13 protein-coding genes and 2 tRNA genes are annotated in these 15335 nt (G+C 71.4%); 10 read left to right on the top strand and 5 right to left on the bottom strand.

The window, feature by feature from the left end; genetic code table 11:
* Nucleotides 1-251: 251 nt before the first annotated feature.
* A complete protein-coding gene (locus tag ACSQ11_RS11995; RefSeq protein WP_436005663.1) occupies nt 252-1196 on the top strand; it encodes a zinc metalloprotease in 945 nt (314 codons plus the stop codon).
* A gap of 58 nt (nt 1197-1254) precedes the next feature.
* Here the strand turns inward: ACSQ11_RS11995 and ACSQ11_RS11990 are convergent.
* Nucleotides 1255-1328: transfer RNA gene (locus ACSQ11_RS11990), tRNA-Gly, on the bottom strand.
* 124 nt (nt 1329-1452) lie between these two features.
* Between ACSQ11_RS11990 and ACSQ11_RS11985 the strand changes: the two genes are divergently transcribed.
* Nucleotides 1453-1526, top strand: a tRNA-Pro gene (locus ACSQ11_RS11985).
* Between the two features lie 16 nt (nt 1527-1542).
* On the opposite strand, the gene trmB is transcribed toward ACSQ11_RS11985, so the two are convergent.
* A complete protein-coding gene (gene trmB, locus ACSQ11_RS11980) occupies nt 1543-2229 on the bottom strand; it encodes a tRNA (guanosine(46)-N7)-methyltransferase TrmB (RefSeq protein WP_436005661.1) in 687 nt (228 codons plus the stop codon).
* 218 nt (nt 2230-2447) lie between these two features.
* Between trmB and ACSQ11_RS11975 the strand changes: the two genes are divergently transcribed.
* The 4 genes from ACSQ11_RS11975 to ACSQ11_RS11960 are packed head-to-tail and all read left to right on the top strand — an operon-like array spanning nt 2448 to nt 6858.
* A complete protein-coding gene (locus ACSQ11_RS11975; protein WP_436005659.1) occupies nt 2448-5456 on the top strand; it encodes an ATP-binding protein in 3009 nt (1002 codons plus the stop codon).
* A gap of 1 nt (nt 5457) precedes the next feature.
* Nucleotides 5458-5868, top strand: a complete 411-nt coding sequence (locus ACSQ11_RS11970) for a roadblock/LC7 domain-containing protein (RefSeq protein ID WP_436005657.1) — start codon at nt 5458-5460, stop codon at nt 5866-5868.
* A gap of 11 nt (nt 5869-5879) precedes the next feature.
* The gene (locus ACSQ11_RS11965; RefSeq protein ID WP_436005655.1) at nt 5880-6263 is read left to right on the top strand and encodes a DUF742 domain-containing protein; all 384 of its coding nucleotides are present in this window, start codon (nt 5880-5882) and stop codon (nt 6261-6263) included.
* Nucleotides 6244-6858 carry a GTP-binding protein gene (locus ACSQ11_RS11960; RefSeq protein ID WP_436005653.1) on the top strand — a complete coding sequence of 205 codons (615 nt, stop codon included), beginning with the start codon at nt 6244-6246 and terminating at the stop codon, nt 6856-6858. The genes ACSQ11_RS11965 and ACSQ11_RS11960 overlap by 20 nt, the downstream gene beginning before the upstream one ends.
* Nucleotides 6859-6920: 62 nt before the next feature.
* Here ACSQ11_RS11960 and ACSQ11_RS11955 read toward each other — a convergent pair whose 3' ends face one another.
* The 3 genes from ACSQ11_RS11955 to ACSQ11_RS11945 form a co-directional block, all read right to left on the bottom strand.
* On the bottom strand, nt 6921-8027 hold the full coding sequence (locus ACSQ11_RS11955) for a PP2C family protein-serine/threonine phosphatase (RefSeq protein WP_436005651.1): 1107 nt from the start codon (nt 8025-8027) through the stop codon (nt 6921-6923).
* A 93-nt stretch (nt 8028-8120) separates the two neighbouring features.
* Nucleotides 8121-8588, bottom strand: a complete 468-nt coding sequence (locus ACSQ11_RS11950; RefSeq protein WP_436005649.1) for a ribose-5-phosphate isomerase — start codon at nt 8586-8588, stop codon at nt 8121-8123.
* 58 nt (nt 8589-8646) lie between these two features.
* The gene (locus ACSQ11_RS11945) at nt 8647-9261 is read right to left on the bottom strand and encodes a mycothiol-dependent nitroreductase Rv2466c family protein (protein WP_436005647.1); all 615 of its coding nucleotides are present in this window, start codon (nt 9259-9261) and stop codon (nt 8647-8649) included.
* Nucleotides 9262-9375: 114 nt separating this feature from the next.
* Here ACSQ11_RS11945 and pepN point away from each other — a divergent pair, with 114 nt between their 5' ends.
* The 4 genes from pepN (at nt 9376) to ACSQ11_RS11925 (ending at nt 15333) form a co-directional block, all read left to right on the top strand.
* Nucleotides 9376-11934, top strand: coding sequence for an aminopeptidase N (gene pepN, locus ACSQ11_RS11940; RefSeq protein ID WP_436005645.1), 2559 nt, complete (start codon nt 9376-9378; stop codon nt 11932-11934).
* A complete protein-coding gene (locus ACSQ11_RS11935) occupies nt 11931-12890 on the top strand; it encodes a mechanosensitive ion channel family protein (RefSeq protein WP_436005643.1) in 960 nt (319 codons plus the stop codon). Before pepN ends, ACSQ11_RS11935 begins: the two co-directional genes overlap by 4 nt.
* The gene (locus ACSQ11_RS11930; protein WP_436005641.1) at nt 12887-13294 is read left to right on the top strand and encodes a globin; all 408 of its coding nucleotides are present in this window, start codon (nt 12887-12889) and stop codon (nt 13292-13294) included. The genes ACSQ11_RS11935 and ACSQ11_RS11930 overlap by 4 nt, the downstream gene beginning before the upstream one ends.
* Nucleotides 13295-13548: 254 nt before the next feature.
* Nucleotides 13549-15333: a glycoside hydrolase family 13 protein gene (locus tag ACSQ11_RS11925; RefSeq protein ID WP_436005639.1), complete on the top strand. Its 1785-nt coding sequence runs from the start codon at nt 13549-13551 to the stop codon at nt 15331-15333.
* Nucleotides 15334-15335: the final 2 nt, after the last annotated feature.

Below are 15335 nucleotides of genomic sequence, written 5' to 3'. Positions count from 1 at the left end.
GGGATCAGTGGTCTGTGCGGGCTCGGAGCCCGCGGATGCGATCGCGGATCGGTGTGCGACTCCGTCGCCGGGACGGCGCGGTCATGCGCACGCAGCGCATGGCACATCGAACGAGATCCAACTCCTCCCCATGCTAACGGCCCTGACACCGCGCGCCGAATCGTCGCCACCTTCGGCCCCCACAGGCGCCCGAGCGGGAGTACGTTCCTGCGAGTGGCCGGACCCGGCCCGCAGCCCATGAGGAGACCCCCATGTCACGACGTCTCATCCGCCCCGCGCTCGGCGTGCTCGCCCTCGCCGCCTCCACCTTCGCGGTGTCGGCACCGGCCAGCGTGAGCGCAGCCGGCACCCCCTCGCCTGCCGTCGCAGCGTGCGACCCGGGCGCCGGCGCCACCTCGGCCGCCCGCGTGCGCGACACCGCGAAGAACGCCAAGGAGCCCGAGCTCTACAGCAAGAACGAGGCCAACGCGTACGGCGTCATCAAGGACCGCCCGCTCATGGCCGCCGGGTCGGTGCAGATCCCGACGATCTTCCACGTCGTGTCCAAGGAGCAGCTCAGCCCGGCCGCGACGACCCGCATGAACACGATGATCGCCGCGCAGATGAAGGTGCTCAACGACTCGTACTCCGGCAAGACCGCCGCCGACGCGTCCGACACCCCCTTCCGCTTCAACCTCACCAAGACGACGTTCACGGTCAACCCGGTCTGGAACACCGTCACGCCCGGCAAGGTCGAGCGCGACATGAAGGCAGCTCTCTACGAGGGCAACTCGCGCACGCTCAACGTCTACGTGGCGGACATCGGTGACGGTCTCCTCGGCTGGGCCTACTTCCCCAAGGGCTACAACAACGGCCGCGACTTCATCGACGGCGTCGTCATGCTCGACGAGTCGATGCCGGGCGGCACCGCCGGCAAGTACTCGCTCGGCGACACCCTCACCCACGAGGTCGGCCACTGGCTCATGCTCGAGCACACGTTCGCCCACGGCTGCTCCGCCTCCGGCGACTACGTCGCGGACACCCCGCGCGAGGCCCAGCCGCAGTTCGACTGCCCGGTCGGGGCCGACACCTGCACCGCACCCGGGCTCGACCCGATCCACAACTTCATGGACTACACGCAGGACTCCTGCATGAACATGTTCACGCGTGGACAGGCCGAGCGGATGAGCGACGCCTGGCTCGCCTTCCGCGCCTGACGCCCCACGAGAAAGAGGTATGCCGTCCGCTCGAGTGAGCGGACGGCATACCTCGGTCTGGAGCGGGCGACGGGAATCGAACCCGCGTAGTCAGTTTGGAAGACTGGGGCTCTACCATTGAGCTACGCCCGCGCGCTCGTCGTGGACGGCGTAGACCGTCCGGCTCGGAGCAGGGGTTAGCCTAGTGGCCGCCTCCGCGGGAACCGAAATCGGGACGTCATGTCCCGTGTCGGCGCGCCGTGACCACGAGGTGCGACGGGGTATGGCGCAGCTTGGTAGCGCGTCCGCTTTGGGAGCGGAAGGTCGCCAGTTCGAATCTGGCTACCCCGACAGGTCCCAGCCGATCTCAGGCGCGAGGGGTGAGGGCGAACTCGGCCACGGTGCGCCCGGCCGCCAGGCCCTTGGCCTCGAACCCGTCCTTGGGCCGCCAGTCGGGCCGCTCCCCCTCGACGACGTCCCAGCGGGCGTGGTGCGCCACCTGCTCACGGACGTGGGCGGCATACACGGCATGGTCGGTGGCGATGCGCAGGACGCCACCGGGAGCGAGCCGGTCGGCGAGCAGGGTGAGCGTGTGCTGCTGCACGAAGCGTCGCTTGGCGTGCTTGGCCTTGGGCCACGGGTCGGGGAAGAACAGGTGCACGGCCGCGAGCGAGCCGCTGGGGACGCGGTCGGTGAGCAGCGGCATCGCGTCGCCGCGCTCGACCCAGAGGTTCGTCAGGCCGAGCGGCTCGGCGGCGGCGAGCATCCGCGCCACACCGGGCACGTGGACCTCCACGGCCAGCAGGTCGTGCTCGGGGTGCGCGTCGGCGTAGGCGACTGCCGCCGCCCCGTGGCCCGAGCCGATCTCGAGGACGACCGGCGCCGAGCGGCCGAACCAGGCCTGCGGGTCGAGCACTCCCTCCCCGGGGACCGTGTGCCGAGGAAGCAGCCGCTCCATCCGTTCGGCCGTCAGCGGCGACGTGCGCCAGCGGGGCGTGAAGGTCCGCACACCGTGGCGCGGGGTGTGGTCGAGGGCCGAGCGTGACGGTGACACGGCACGAGGCTAACGGCGACGTGAGGCACGTCCGACGGCAGTTTGTCCGAAGGGCCAAAATCACGGATGTCGTGCTGCTACCGTCCCCCTGCGGGTGTGGCACTAGCCCGAATTGATCAGCCCCTCACGCTCCGCATCCGGCGGCGCACCGGGGCGCTCGCACCGCTCCGTGGCTCCTCACGGGACGCGAGGAGAAGAGCCTGGAAAGGGAAACCCCCGTGAGTGGAGCGAAGGCGATCGAGGAGGTCCGGCGACCGGACGACATCCCCTGGTACGCCATCGAGGAGTGGTCCCTGCGGCGCAAGCTCGCGCTGGCCCTGGCCATCCCGATGCTGCTGGCCGCGACCTTCGGCGGGCTGCGGGTCGCGAGCGCGACGAGCGACGCCCAGAACTTCAGCCGGCTCGAGTCCCGGGTCAGCGTCCTCAAGCCTGCGGTGCGCATGGTCGACAGCGCCGCCGCCGCGGCGATCGCCGGTCGCGGCACCGACGACGGCGCGGTGGAGCGGGCTCGCACGACGTTCGACACCAACGTCACCGCGTTGCGCCGGGCGATGCGCTCGGCCGGCCTCACCGACGAGCAGGCCGGCAGCCTCGACCAGGCCCTCGAGTCGGCCCAGCCGCTGCGCGACGCCACCGCCGACACCCCCGTCGAGACCCTCTCGAGCCAGCTCTCCGACGCCGTCGGGCACGTCACCGTCGTCCTCAACCAGTTCGCCGGTGCCACGTCCGACACCCGTCTCACCACGGTGCGCGACATCCTCGCCGGACAGGTCGCCCTGACCGAGCAGCGCCTCCTCACGACCCTCCCGAAGGAGGGCACCAAGGTCGACCCGCTGGCGCTCGGCAACGCCATCGGCGAGGAGGCGACCGCCATCGCCGCCCTCTCGAGCACCCTCGGCGCCCAGGACACCTTCGTCGACGCCTTCGCCTCCGGCAACGAGCTCCGCCTCTCCTCCGCGCAGGCCGTGGCCGACGGCACCACCGGCCTGGCGCGTGCCGCGGACACCGGCGCCCTCTACACGACGCTGGCCAACAGGATCAACGACCAGGTCCTCTCCGCGATGCGCGCCAAGGCCGACGACGCCCGGGCGACCGCGATCCGCGACTCCGTCGCCACCATCGGCCTCCTCGTCGCCGCAGTCCTGCTCGCCCTCGCCGTGGCGCGCATGCTCCTCGAGCCCATCAAGCGGGTGCGTCTGGGCGCCCTCGAGGTCGCCAGCGAGCGTCTGCCCACCGCGCTCGAGAAGATCCGCGCGGGCCAGGACCCCGACCCGGTCACTCCCCTGCCGGTCCACACCGCCGAGGAGGTCGGCCAGCTCGCGCGGGCCGTCGACGTCCTCCACACCGAGGCCATCCAGCTCGCGACCGAGCAGGCCCGCCTGCGTGGCCAGGTCAGCGCGATGTTCGAGACCCTCTCGCGTCGCAGCACGTCCCTCATCAACCAGCAGCTCGGCCTCATCGAGAACCTCGAGCGCGACGAGGACGACCCGCGCCGTCTCGAGAGCCTGTTCCGCCTCGACCACCTCGCCGCCCGCATCCGCCGGAACGGCGAGAGCCTCCTCGTCCTCGCCGGCGCGGCGCCACGCGGCGTGACCGGTGAGGACCTCGCCCTCGGCGACGTTCTGCGGGCTGCCACCTCCGAGGTGCAGGACTACCAGCGGGTCGAGGTCGCAGCGAGCGACCTCGTGGTCTCCTCCGCCGCGGTGCCCAACCTCGTGCACCTCTTCGCCGAGCTCATCGACAACGCCCTGTCGTACTCCCCGCCGGACAGCACCGTCGTCGTGGCCATCGCCCGCGGCATCGACGGCGGCACGCTCGTCGAGGTCGTCGACAACGGACTCGGCATGCCCCTCGACGCCATGCAGGCCGCCAATGACGCTCTCATCACCGGCGGCGAGGTCACCACCGAGACCGCCCGGCGCATGGGTCTCTACGTCGTCGGCCAGCTCGCCATCCGCCACCAGGTCACCGTGCGCATCCGCCAGAACCCGGAGTCCACGGGCACGGTCGTCTCGGTGTTCCTCCCGTCGTCGGTGCTCGCCTCCGAGCGCGACGCGCTCGAGGAGCCGGGTATGCCGTCCGCGGCGGAGCTGCTCGCCGCTCCCGTCGCCGAGGTCGGGGCCAACGGCGCGGACGGCGAGGACGCCACAGAGAGTGTCGGCGCGACAGCCGACCCGGCCTCATCGAACCGGCCCCGCGTCCCGACGCTCACGGCCGTGCCCAACCTGCCCGCCGCCGTCCGGCCCTCGGGCCCGGCGTCCGGCCACGACCTCATCGCGGCCTGGTCGACGATGAGCCCCACGTCGGTCCCCAAGGCCGAGGAGTCCGCGCCCAGGGCTGAGGAGTCCCCCGGCCTGCCGCGCCGTCGACCGGGCGCCACGGGCGCAGGGTCCGGCAACGGTCTCGGTGCCGCACCGGCCGCGCCTGCCGCGCCCGCTGCCCCATCAGGCCCTGGCTCGGAGGAGAGCCCTGTGGTGCGTCCGGGGGCCCCGGTCGTCGCCGAGGCGGGGGCGCCCTCCGAGGAGCCCCGTCGCGTCGACGCGCCCCGCGTGAAGGAGCCGGCGGTCGAGGCCCCCGTGGCAGAGTCCCCAGTGGCCGAGACGCCCGCTGTCCGGACGGCCACCGTCGCCTCGCTCGACGACGCCCGACCGCAGCGTGCATCGCGCGGTGAGGCGACGGCATACGAGACTGCGTCCGACGAGGGGTCGCAGCGCTCGGACGACGAACCCACCCGACTGCCGACGCGACTGCCCCAGCGGCTTCCCCAGCGGCAGGTCGAGCCGGCCACGACGCAGCCCACGCAGGCGGAGTCGGCACCGGTCTTCCCGATCGCCTCGCGCGACCTGCGCTCGATCCGCGACCTCGACCCGGCCTCGGTGTCGGAGACGCCGATCTTCCGCCAGCTCACCTCGAGCTGGCTCAGCGAGGGCGGCGAGGGCGACCTGCCCTGGGCGTCCAGCGCGATCGACGAGGGGTGGCAGGCCGCGGAGCGGGCCGTGGTGGCCGAGCCGGCGGGCGTGTCCGCCAGCGGCCTCCCGATGCGTCGCCCCGGCTCGACCCTCGTGCCCGGCCAGGCCGGCACGAGTGGCCCTGCCCCCGTGGCCCGCGACCCCGAGGCCATCCGACGCCAGCTCAACCGGCACCGCGCGGGTGTCCAGCGCGCCCGCCGCCAGGTCCCCACCCCTGCCGACGCCGGCGGATCCACCCTGCTCGACGAGGAGAACTGACATGTCCGACCACGCCCAGGAGCGCCGCAACCTCGACTGGGTCGTCTCGAGGTTCGTCGACGACGTCGCCGGCGCGACGCACGCCATCCTCGTCTCGGCCGACGGCCTGCTCGTCGCCGGCAGCGCCCGGCTCCCGGGCGACCGGGCCGAGCAGATGGCCGCCGTGTCCTCGGGCCTGGCGAGCCTCGCCACCGGGGCCGCCCAGCTCTTCGACGGCGGCATGGTGCTCCAGACGGTCATCGAGATGGAGCAGGGGTTCCTGCTCCTCATGAGCGTCGGCAACGGCTCGCACCTCGCCGTGCTCACGTCGGCCACCGCCGACATCGGCCAGGTCGGCTACGAGATGGCCCTGCTCGTGCAGCGCGTCGGCCCGATGGTCGAGGCCGAGGCCCGCGGCGCGCGGATCTCCTGAGGACCACCTCGATGTCCCCCCACCACGACGACGACGAGCAGCACGTCTCCACGGCGCGCATCGTCCGGCCGTACACCCTCACCGCAGGACGCACCCGTGCGTCGATCGACCTGCCCGTCGAGGCGATCATCGAGCAGATGCCGAGCGCTGCGGAGCGGGAGTGGTTCGAGCACGACCGCGCCGGCCAGATCGTCACGGCCTGCGCCGAGCGCACCTCGGTCGCCGAGATCTCCGCAAGCGTCGGCCTCCCCCTCGGCGTCGTCCGGGTCCTCCTCGGCGACCTCGTCGAGCAGGGCCACCTCAAGGTCGCCGCGACGACCCTCACCGACGCCTCCAGTCCTGACGTGCGTCAGGACCTCATCGAAAGGACCCTCCGTGGACTTCGCGCCATCTAGGGACGTCGCCCCCTCCCCACGTTCCACGGGCGCCGCCTCGACGAAGATCGTCGTCGCCGGTGGTTTCGGTGTCGGCAAGACCACCCTGGTCGGCGCCGTGTCCGAGATCGTCCCGCTGCGCACCGAGGCGCTCGTGACCAACGAGTCGAGCCACGTCGACGACCTCGCCGCCACGCCGATGAAGTCGACGACCACCGTCGCCATGGACTTCGGTCGCATCACCCTGGGCGACGACCTCGTGCTCTACCTCTTCGGCACCCCGGGCCAGCGCCGGTTCTGGTTCATGTGGGACGACCTCATCCGGGGCGCGATCGGCGCCGTGGTGCTCGTCGACACCGAGCGGCTCGACGAGGCGTTCGCGGCGATCGACTACTTCGAGGCCAAGCAGCTGCCGTTCATCGTCGCCGTCAACGAGTTCGACGGCACGCAGCGCTTCCCCGTCGACGACGTCCGCGACGCCCTGGCGCTGCCCGCGACCACCCCGGTGATCACCATCGACGCCCGCGACCGCGGCTCGGTCAAGACCGCGCTCGTGAGGGTCACCGAGTACGCGCTCGAGCGGCTCACCGGGATGCCCGTCACCGCCGCACACTGACGGACCCACACCTGCCGGAGTGGGTCAGCGCCGTCGGGGTGGGTCAGCGACGCCGGAGTGGGTCAGCGACGCTGGATGACGAAGACCGCACGGTCGTCCGCCTCTCCCGAACGCGCCTGCGAGACAACGGCTTCGACGACCGAGTCGCGCCGAATCATGGCAGTGGCGGCGGCGCCGAGCATGCGGTCGGTGCCCTCGGACAGGTCGTGCCGGCGGGACTCGATGACGCCGTCGGAATAGAACATCAGCGCGTCACCGACCGCGAGGTTGCCGCGGGCACGGGGGAAGCTCGCGCCCTCCATCACACCGAGCACCGGGCCGCGTACGCCCTCGAGCACCTGCCAGCTGCCGGCACCGTTGGACCAGCGCACGGGAGCCGGGTGGCCGGCGTTGCCGATCGAGTAGTCGCCCGTGTCGAGGTTGAGGTCGAGGTGGACCGCCGTGGCGAAGCCCTCGTCCCATCCCTGACGGACGAGGTAGCTGTTGGCCGCGACGAGGAAGGCGCTCGGGGCCAGTGCGCCGAGCAGCGCGCTCAGGGCTCCCGACAGCAGGAGCGAACGGGTGCCGGCCTCGCGGCCCTTGCCGCTCACGTCGACGAGCGCGACCTCGAGGTGCCGGCCGCCGAGGGTGTCGCCGATGACCATGAAGTCCCCGGAGAATCCCTCGCCGTGGGCGGAGAGGACGGCCGACTCGGCGGTCCACCCCTGCGGCAGGGTGGGCAGGTTCGCCGACCGGGCGAGGCGGTCACGCAGGTCGACGAGGAGGTTCTCGCTGTGGAACCCGACCGACCCCACGCGGAAGCGCGACGCCGAGACGACAAGCATCATCACCATGAGCGCCCCGAAGGCGGTGAGCATGACGGCCTTGGTCGACGCGGACGTCGGCAGCTTGGGCACCGCGAGGGCCAGCCCGAGGGCGAGGACGACATAGATCGCCACGAGGTGGCGGGTCGCGAGGTAGAGACCGCTCAGCAGGATGAGCGGGGCGACCGTCACGGTCGGGAAGCGCCCGGGGAAGGTGAGGATGGTGGCGATGAGCGCGCCCGCTGCCACGCCGTAGATGCCGAAGACGACCCAGTCGCGGCGATGGCCGTCGAGGGCGTACGTCCGGAAGCGCCGAGCGACCGTCAGTGGTCGTCGGCGCACGAGGACGGTGACGTCCGTAGCCACCAGTCGGTACTCCTGTCCTGGGAACTGCTCAGGTCAGCGTAACCGACGGGTACTCCTTGGCAAGAGTGCTCCGGAAATTGACAACCTCGTGAATCACTGCAGGTCAGGCAGTGCTTTCGTGCTCTCGTAGGTCGAGACCATGTCGATCCGTCGCTGGTGGCGCTCCTCGCCCGAGAACGGGGTCTCGAGGAAGGTCCGCACCATCGAGCGGGCCTCGACGACCGAGTTCATCCGCCCCCCGATCGAGATGACGCGGGCGTCGTTGTGCTCGCGCGCCAGCTGGGCCAGCTCGTCGTTGTAGCAGAGCGCGGCGCGCACACCGGCGACCTTGTTGGCGGCCATCTGCTCGCCGTTGCCCGAGCCGCCGAGGACGATGCCGAGCGAGTCACCGTCGGCCGCGACGGCCTCGGCCGCGCGGAGCACGAACACCGGGTAGTCGTCCTGCGGGTCGAGGTCGAACGGTCCGTGGTTGGTCACCTTGTGGCCCTCGGCCTCGAGGAAGGCGATGAGGTCCTGCTGGAGGTCGTATGCCGCGTGGTCGCCGCCGATGTGAACGCGCATGTCTGGTGGTGCTCCCTGGTCGAACGTCGTTGGTCGAAAGGTGGTGGGGCCTGAGGGCTCAGTCGAACTGGGGGCCGGCGGTGCGGCTGCGCTTGATCTCGAAGAAGCCCGGCGTGCTCGCCACGAGGACGGCGCCGTCCCAGAGCTTCCCGGCGTCCTCGCCCTTGGGGGCGGGGGTGACGACGGGGCCGAAGAACGCGGTGCCGTCGACGGCGACGACAGGGGTGCCCACGTCGTCGCCGACGAGGTCGAGGGCCTGCTGGGTCGAGGCGCGCATCTGCTCGTCGTACTCGTCGGTGTGGGCGTACGTCGCGAGCTCCGCGGGCAGACCGGCCTGCTCGAGCCCGGCCTTGATGGCCTCGTCGTAGTCCTCGGTGCCGCCGGGGTGGATCGCGGTGCCGATGGCGTCGTAGAGCGGCTTGACGACCTCCTGACCGTGCAGCTCGCGCGCGGCGGTGACGACACGGGCCGGGCCCCAGCCTCGGTCCATGAGCGCGCGGTACTCCTCGGGCAGGTCGCGGCCCTCGTTGAGGACCGCGAGGCTGAAGGGGTGCCAGGTGACGTCGACGGGACGGACCTGCTGGACCTCGCCCATCCACCTGGACGTCATCCAGGCCCAGGGGCACAGCGGGTCGAACCAGAAGTCGGCGGTGTGACGCTGCTCGTCGCTCATGCGCCACATCGTGCCACCCGCGGACCCACGCAGGGACGTCGCGTCCCCGTGCGAGGATGACGGGACCGCAGAACGCCCCGACCTTCCTTCCCTGCAGACCCAGGAGGCTCCCCCGTGCCCGGCAAGAACCTGACCCGCGTCGAGGCGCAGGAGCGCGCAGCGCTCGTCTCGGCGGACGCGTACGCCGTCGAGCTCGACCTCACGACGTCCGAGACGACGTTCGCGACGACGAGCACCATCGCCTTCGACGCCACCGAGGGCGCCTCGACCTTCGTCGACTTCCTCGGCGAGTCCGTCGAGAAGGTGACGCTCAACGGCGAGGTGGTCGAGACGGCATACGACGGGTCCCGGATCGCCATCGGTGGGCTGGCGGCCCACAACGAGCTGCGGATCGAGGCCACCGGTCGCTACATGAACACCGGCGAGGGCCTGCACCGCTTCGTCGACCCGGTCGACGGCGAGGTCTACCTCTACAGCCAGTTCGAGGTGCCCGACAGCCGCCGCATGTACCCCGTCTTCGAGCAGCCCGACCTCAAGGCGCGCTTCTCGTTCACGGTGACGGCGCCGAGCCACTGGCAGGTGCTCTCCAACTCCCCCACGCCCGAGCCGAGCGCGACCGACCGCGACGGCGTCGCCACGTGGGTCTTCGCGCCGACGCAGCCGATCTCGAGCTACATCACCGCGCTCGTCGCCGGCCCGTACGACGTCGTGCGCGACACCCTGACGAGCCGCAAGGGCGAGATCCCCCTCGGCATCTTCTGCCGCAAGTCGCTCACGCAGTTCCTCGACGCGGACAACCTCTTCGACCTCACCAAGCGCGGGTTCGAGTTCTTCGAGGCCGAGTTCGACCAGCCCTACCCGTTCGAGAAATACGACCAGATCTTCACGCCGGAATACAACATGGGCGCCATGGAGAACGCCGGCTGCGTGACGTTCAACGAGATGTACGTCTTCCGGTCCAAGGTCACCGACGCCATCGTCGAGCGCCGCGCCCTCACCGTGCTCCACGAGCTCGCGCACATGTGGTTCGGCAACCTCGTGACGATGAAGTGGTGGAACGACCTCTGGCTCAACGAGTCCTTCGCCGAGTGGGCGTCGACGACGTGCCAGGCCGAGGCGACCGAGTGGACCGAGGCGTGGACCACCTTCGGGACGCACGAGAAGGACTGGGCCTACCGCCAGGACCAGCTCTCGTCGACCCACCCGATCGTCGCGCCGATCCGCGACCTCGAGGACGTCGAGGTCAACTTCGACGGCATCACCTACGCCAAGGGCGCCTCCGTCCTCAAGCAGCTCGTCGCTTACGTCGGTCGCGAGCCGTTCCGCGACGGCCTGCGCGCCTACTTCGCCAAGCACCAGTGGGGCAACACCACGCTCGACGACCTCCTCGACGAGCTCGAGGCGACCTCGGGCCGTGACCTGCGCACGTGGAGCAAGGCGTGGCTCGAGACCGCCGGCGTCAACACTCTGCGCCCCGTCATCGAGGTCGACGACCGCGGCCGCATCTCCAGCGCCGTCATCGAGCAGACCTACGCCAAGGGCTTCGAGACGATCCGCCCCCACCGCCTCGCCATCGGCCTGTATGCCGTCGAGCTGGGCGGCGCGGCCGGCTCGCGGCTCGTGCGCACCGGCCGCCTCGAGATCGACCTCACCGGCGAGCGGACCGAGGTCCCCGAGCTCATCGGCCGGTCCCAGCCCGACCTCGTGCTCGTCAACGACGACGACCTCACCTACGCCAAGCTGCGGCTCGACGAGCGCTCGATGTCGACCGCGATCGAGCACGTCCGCGGCTTCGAGAGCTCGCTGCCCAAGTCGCTCGTCCTCGCGTCGGCGTGGGACATGACCCGCGACGCCGAGATGAGCGCGCGCACCTTCGCCGAGCTCGTGCTCGAGGTGCTGCCGGGCGAGACCGACTCGACCCTGCTGCGCACGCTGTTCGCGCAGCTCGCCACGGCGGTCAACCTCTACACCGCCCCCGAGAACCGCGACGAGACGCGGCGCGCGACGCTCGCGCGTCTCTGGGAGATCGCCAAGGCGGCCGAGCCCGGCAGCGACGCCCAGCTCCAGCTCGTCACGGCGGCAGCCGGCATGACCACGACCGGTGACGACACGGCATACCTGCGGGGTCTGCTCGACGGCAGCGAGTCGCTCGACGGGCTGGCCCTCGACACCGACATGCGCTGGACCCTGCTCACCGGCCTCGCGGGCGCCAACGCCCTCGAGGACGGCGAGATCGAGGCCGAGCTCGACCGCGACCCGACCGCCACCGGCCAGGAGCGCGCCGCCCGTGCGCGGGCCTCGGTCCCCACGGCGCAGGCCAAGGAGGCGGCGTGGAAGGCCGCCGTCACCGAGGACGGGCTGTCGAACTCGATCGTCGACGCCTACGGCCTCGGCTTCGGTCGCCTCGGCGACGTCGCGGCCCTCGAGCCGTTCGTCGCGCGCTACCACGAGGTGCTCGACACCGTGCAGGACAAGGGGTCGATGGCCCTCATCGAGTCGATCGTCGCCGGCTTCTACCCGCGCGGGCTCGCCAGCGCGGAGCTGCGCGACGCGACCCAGGCCTGGCTCGACTCCCACCCGGACGCGCCCGACGCGCTGCGCCGCCTCGTGTCCGAGAACCGTGACCCGATCACGCGCGCCCTCGCCGCCCAGGAGCGTGACGCACAGGCATGACCGATCTCGACCTCAGGACGACCTGGCTGACCGCGGAGCGGATCCAGGACTGGCTGCTCACCGACGGCCTGCGGATCCTGCTGACGATCGTGTTCGCGGTCGTCATCAGGTGGCTGCTCCACCGGCTCATCACCCGCACGGTGCGCACGATGACCGAGCGCACGAGCACGCGCCACGAGGACTCCGACGGCTCGCGGGCCGGTCGGGTCTGGGCGCAGGCGAGCGGGCTCGCCCGGGCCCGCCACCAGCAGCGCACGGCGACCCTCGGGTCGCTCCTGCGCAGCGTCGTGACGTTCGTCGTCGGGCTCATCGCCGGCCTCACCGTCATGGACCTCGTGGGCATCCCGCTCGGTCCGCTGCTCGCCTCGGCGGGCGTCGGTGGCGTGGCGCTCGGCTTCGGCGCGCAGAGCCTCGTCAAGGACTTCCTCTCGGGCGTGTTCATGATCCTCGAGGACCAGTACGGCGTCGGTGACGTCATCGACACCGGCGAGGCCGTCGGAACCGTCGAGGAGGTCTCGCTGCGCGTGACGCGGCTGCGCGACGCCGACGGCGTCACCTGGTACGTCCGCAACGGCGAGGTCATCCGCATCGGCAACCTCAGCCAGCACCGGGCCACCGCCATCGTCGACGTGCCCGTCGCCTACGACGAGGACGTCGCGCGGGTCACCGGTGTGCTGCGCGAGGCTGGTGAGCGGATGGCCGCCGACCCCGCGTGGGAGGACCGCCTGCTCGACGAGCCGACCGTCGCCGGCGTGGAGTCGATCACCGGTCAGACCCTGACGATCCGCGTCCTCGCCGAGACCTCACCCGGCGCAAAGGCCGAGGTGCAGCGCGAGCTGCGCCAGCGGCTCAAGTCGGCCATCGACGGCGCCGGGATCAAGGCACCCCCGGTCGGGCCGTTCGGCTACGGCGGGTTCGGCGGCGCTGCCGGCCCCGGTTCGGGGGCCAAGCCGTGAGCTTCTACGACGAGGTCGGGGGTGCACCGACGTTCGAGAAACTCGTGCACGAGTTCTATCGCGGCGTCGCCGAGGACGAGCCGCTGCGCGCGCTCTACCCCGAGGAGGACCTCGGTCCGGCGGAGCGCCGTCTGCGGATGTTCCTCGAGCAGTACTTCGGCGGGCCGAACGCCTACAGCCAGGAGCGCGGGCATCCGCGGCTGCGCATGCGGCACGCGCCCTTCCCCGTGACGCTCGACATGCGCGACCGCTGGATGCGCCACATGCTCGCGGCGATGGACACGCTCGACCTCGACGAGGCCCACGCCGAGGCGATGCGCGACTACTTCATGCGGGCCGCGCACATGCTCGTCAACACCGACGAGGGCGCTGCGGCGGCGCCCGAGGGCCGCCCCACCCTCTGACGCGTGGGCGCCCGGTCGCCGGCTGGTTGCGTCCGCAACCCTGGTCACCTTTCCAACCACCCTTGCGGACGCACCGGTATGCCGGCCTGTTGCGTCCGCAACCCTGGTCACCTTTCCGACCACCTTTGCGGACGCACCGGTATGCCGGCCCGTTGCGTCCGCAACCCTGGTCACCTTTCCGACCACCTTTGCGGACGCAACGGGCGTGAGAAGGCGAGGGCTACGAGTTGGTGGGGCGGACGGCATACGCAACGATGGGTCGGGTGACCCAGAGCACTCCTGCCGCCTCTGCCCTGACTCCCCTGCACGACGCCGACCCGGCTGATGCGCCGTGGTGGCGCGACGCGGTGATCTACCAGATCTACCCGCGGTCGTGGGCCGACTCCGACGGTGACGGCATCGGTGACCTGCCCGGCATCACGGCGCGCCTGCCCTACCTGCGCGACCTCGGCGTCGACGCGATCTGGCTGTCGCCGTTCTACGTCTCGCCGATGAACGACGCGGGCTACGACGTCGCCGACTACCGCGACATCGACCCCGTCTTCGGCTCGCTGGGCGATGCCGACGCACTCATCGGGACCGCGCACGACCTCGGCCTCAAGGTCCTGGTCGACCTCGTCCCCAACCACTCCTCGAGCGAGCACGAGTGGTTCAAGGCGGCGCTGGCGGCGGGTCCGGGGAGCCCTGAGCGGGGTCGGTACATCTTCCGCGAGGGCAAGGGCGACAACGGCGAGGAGCCGCCCAACAACTGGCCGTCCGTCTTCGGCGGTGACGGCTGGACGCGGGTCACCGAGGCCGACGGGACGCCCGGCGAGTGGTACCTCCACATCTTCGACACGACCCAGCCCGACTACGACTGGAACAACCCCGAGGTCGGCGACGAGTTCGCCTCGATCCTCGAGTTCTGGTGCGACCGCGGCGTCGACGGCTTCCGGGTCGACGTGGCGCACGGCCTCGTCAAGGAGGACGGCCTGCCCGACTGGGACGGACCTCTCCAGATGCTCGACGCGTCCGACTCGAGTGCCGAGGCGGCTCTCCCGGTGAGCGACGAGGAGTCCGCTCGGATCCACGAGACGGGTGACGGGCCGCGCCCGCCGATGTGGGACCAGGACGGCGTGCACGACATCTACCGCCGCTGGCGCTCGGTGCTCGACGCGCAGCCGGCCCCTGACCGCATCCTCTGCGCCGAGGCGTGGGTCAAGCCCGAGAGCCGGCTGGCGCAGTACGTCCGCAGCGACGAGATGCACCAGGCGTTCAACTTCGACTTCCTCGACACCCACTGGGACGCCGAGCGGCTGCGCGAGGTCATCACGACGTCGTTCCGCGAGAACGACCACGTCGGTGCGCCGACGACCTGGGTGCTCTCCAACCACGACGTCGTCCGGCACGCCTCCCGGCTCGGCCTCGACCAGTCGCTCCCCCGCCCCAACGGCATTGCCGCCGACCAGGCCCAGCCCAACGCCGAGCTCGGTCTCAAGCGGGCGCGGGCCGCGACGATGCTCATGCTCGGCCTGCCCGGCAGCTCCTACGTCTACCAGGGCGAGGAGCTCGGACTGCCCGAGTCGACCGACATGCCCGACGAGTTCCGCCAGGACCCGACCTTCCACCGCACCGAGGGCAAGGAGACCGGTCGCGACGGCTGTCGCGTGCCGATGCCGTGGAAGCGGGACGCGCCGAGCCTGGGGTTCGGGCCCTCGGACGCGACCTGGCTCCCGCAGCCGGACTCCTACGGCTCGTATGCCGTGGACCAGCAGGAGGGTGTCGAGGGCTCGACGCTCGAGCTCTACCGGTCGCTGCTGTCGGTGCGTCGGGCCGACCGGCTCGGGCTGGGCTCGGCGGCGTGGCACGAGCTCGCCGGCGGCGACGTCGTGGCGGTCGTCAACGCCGCGGGTGATGGCTCGCGTCGCACGCTGGTGCTCGTCAACCTGGGCGCGGAGCCGGTGGCGCTGCCCTCGGGTGCCGAGGTCGTCCTGAGCTCGGAACCGCTGGGTGCGGACGGGCGGGTGCCGACCGACGTCGCCGTGTGGGCGAGGATCTGAGC

The sequence above is a fragment of the Knoellia sp. LjRoot47 genome (assembly GCF_964253435.1).
Classification (GTDB): domain Bacteria; phylum Actinomycetota; class Actinomycetes; order Actinomycetales; family Dermatophilaceae; genus Knoellia.
This window is presented reverse-complemented; position numbering and strand designations above follow the sequence as displayed.

Excerpts from the sequence above, each read along its gene's own strand:
- ACSQ11_RS11995 (WP_436005663.1), top strand. The coding sequence starts at position 252 with ATGTCACGACGTCTCATCCGCCCCGCGCTCGGCGTGCTCGCCCTCGCC.
- ACSQ11_RS11945 (WP_436005647.1), bottom strand. The coding sequence starts at position 9,261 with ATGAGCGACGAGCAGCGTCACACCGCCGACTTCTGGTTCGACCCGCTG.
- ACSQ11_RS11970 (WP_436005657.1), top strand. The coding sequence starts at position 5,458 with ATGTCCGACCACGCCCAGGAGCGCCGCAACCTCGACTGGGTCGTCTCG.
- ACSQ11_RS11965 (WP_436005655.1), top strand. The coding sequence starts at position 5,880 with ATGTCCCCCCACCACGACGACGACGAGCAGCACGTCTCCACGGCGCGC.
- ACSQ11_RS11935 (WP_436005643.1), top strand. The coding sequence starts at position 11,931 with ATGACCGATCTCGACCTCAGGACGACCTGGCTGACCGCGGAGCGGATC.
- ACSQ11_RS11950 (WP_436005649.1), bottom strand. The coding sequence starts at position 8,588 with ATGCGCGTTCACATCGGCGGCGACCACGCGGCATACGACCTCCAGCAG.
- ACSQ11_RS11925 (WP_436005639.1), top strand. The coding sequence starts at position 13,549 with ATGGGTCGGGTGACCCAGAGCACTCCTGCCGCCTCTGCCCTGACTCCC.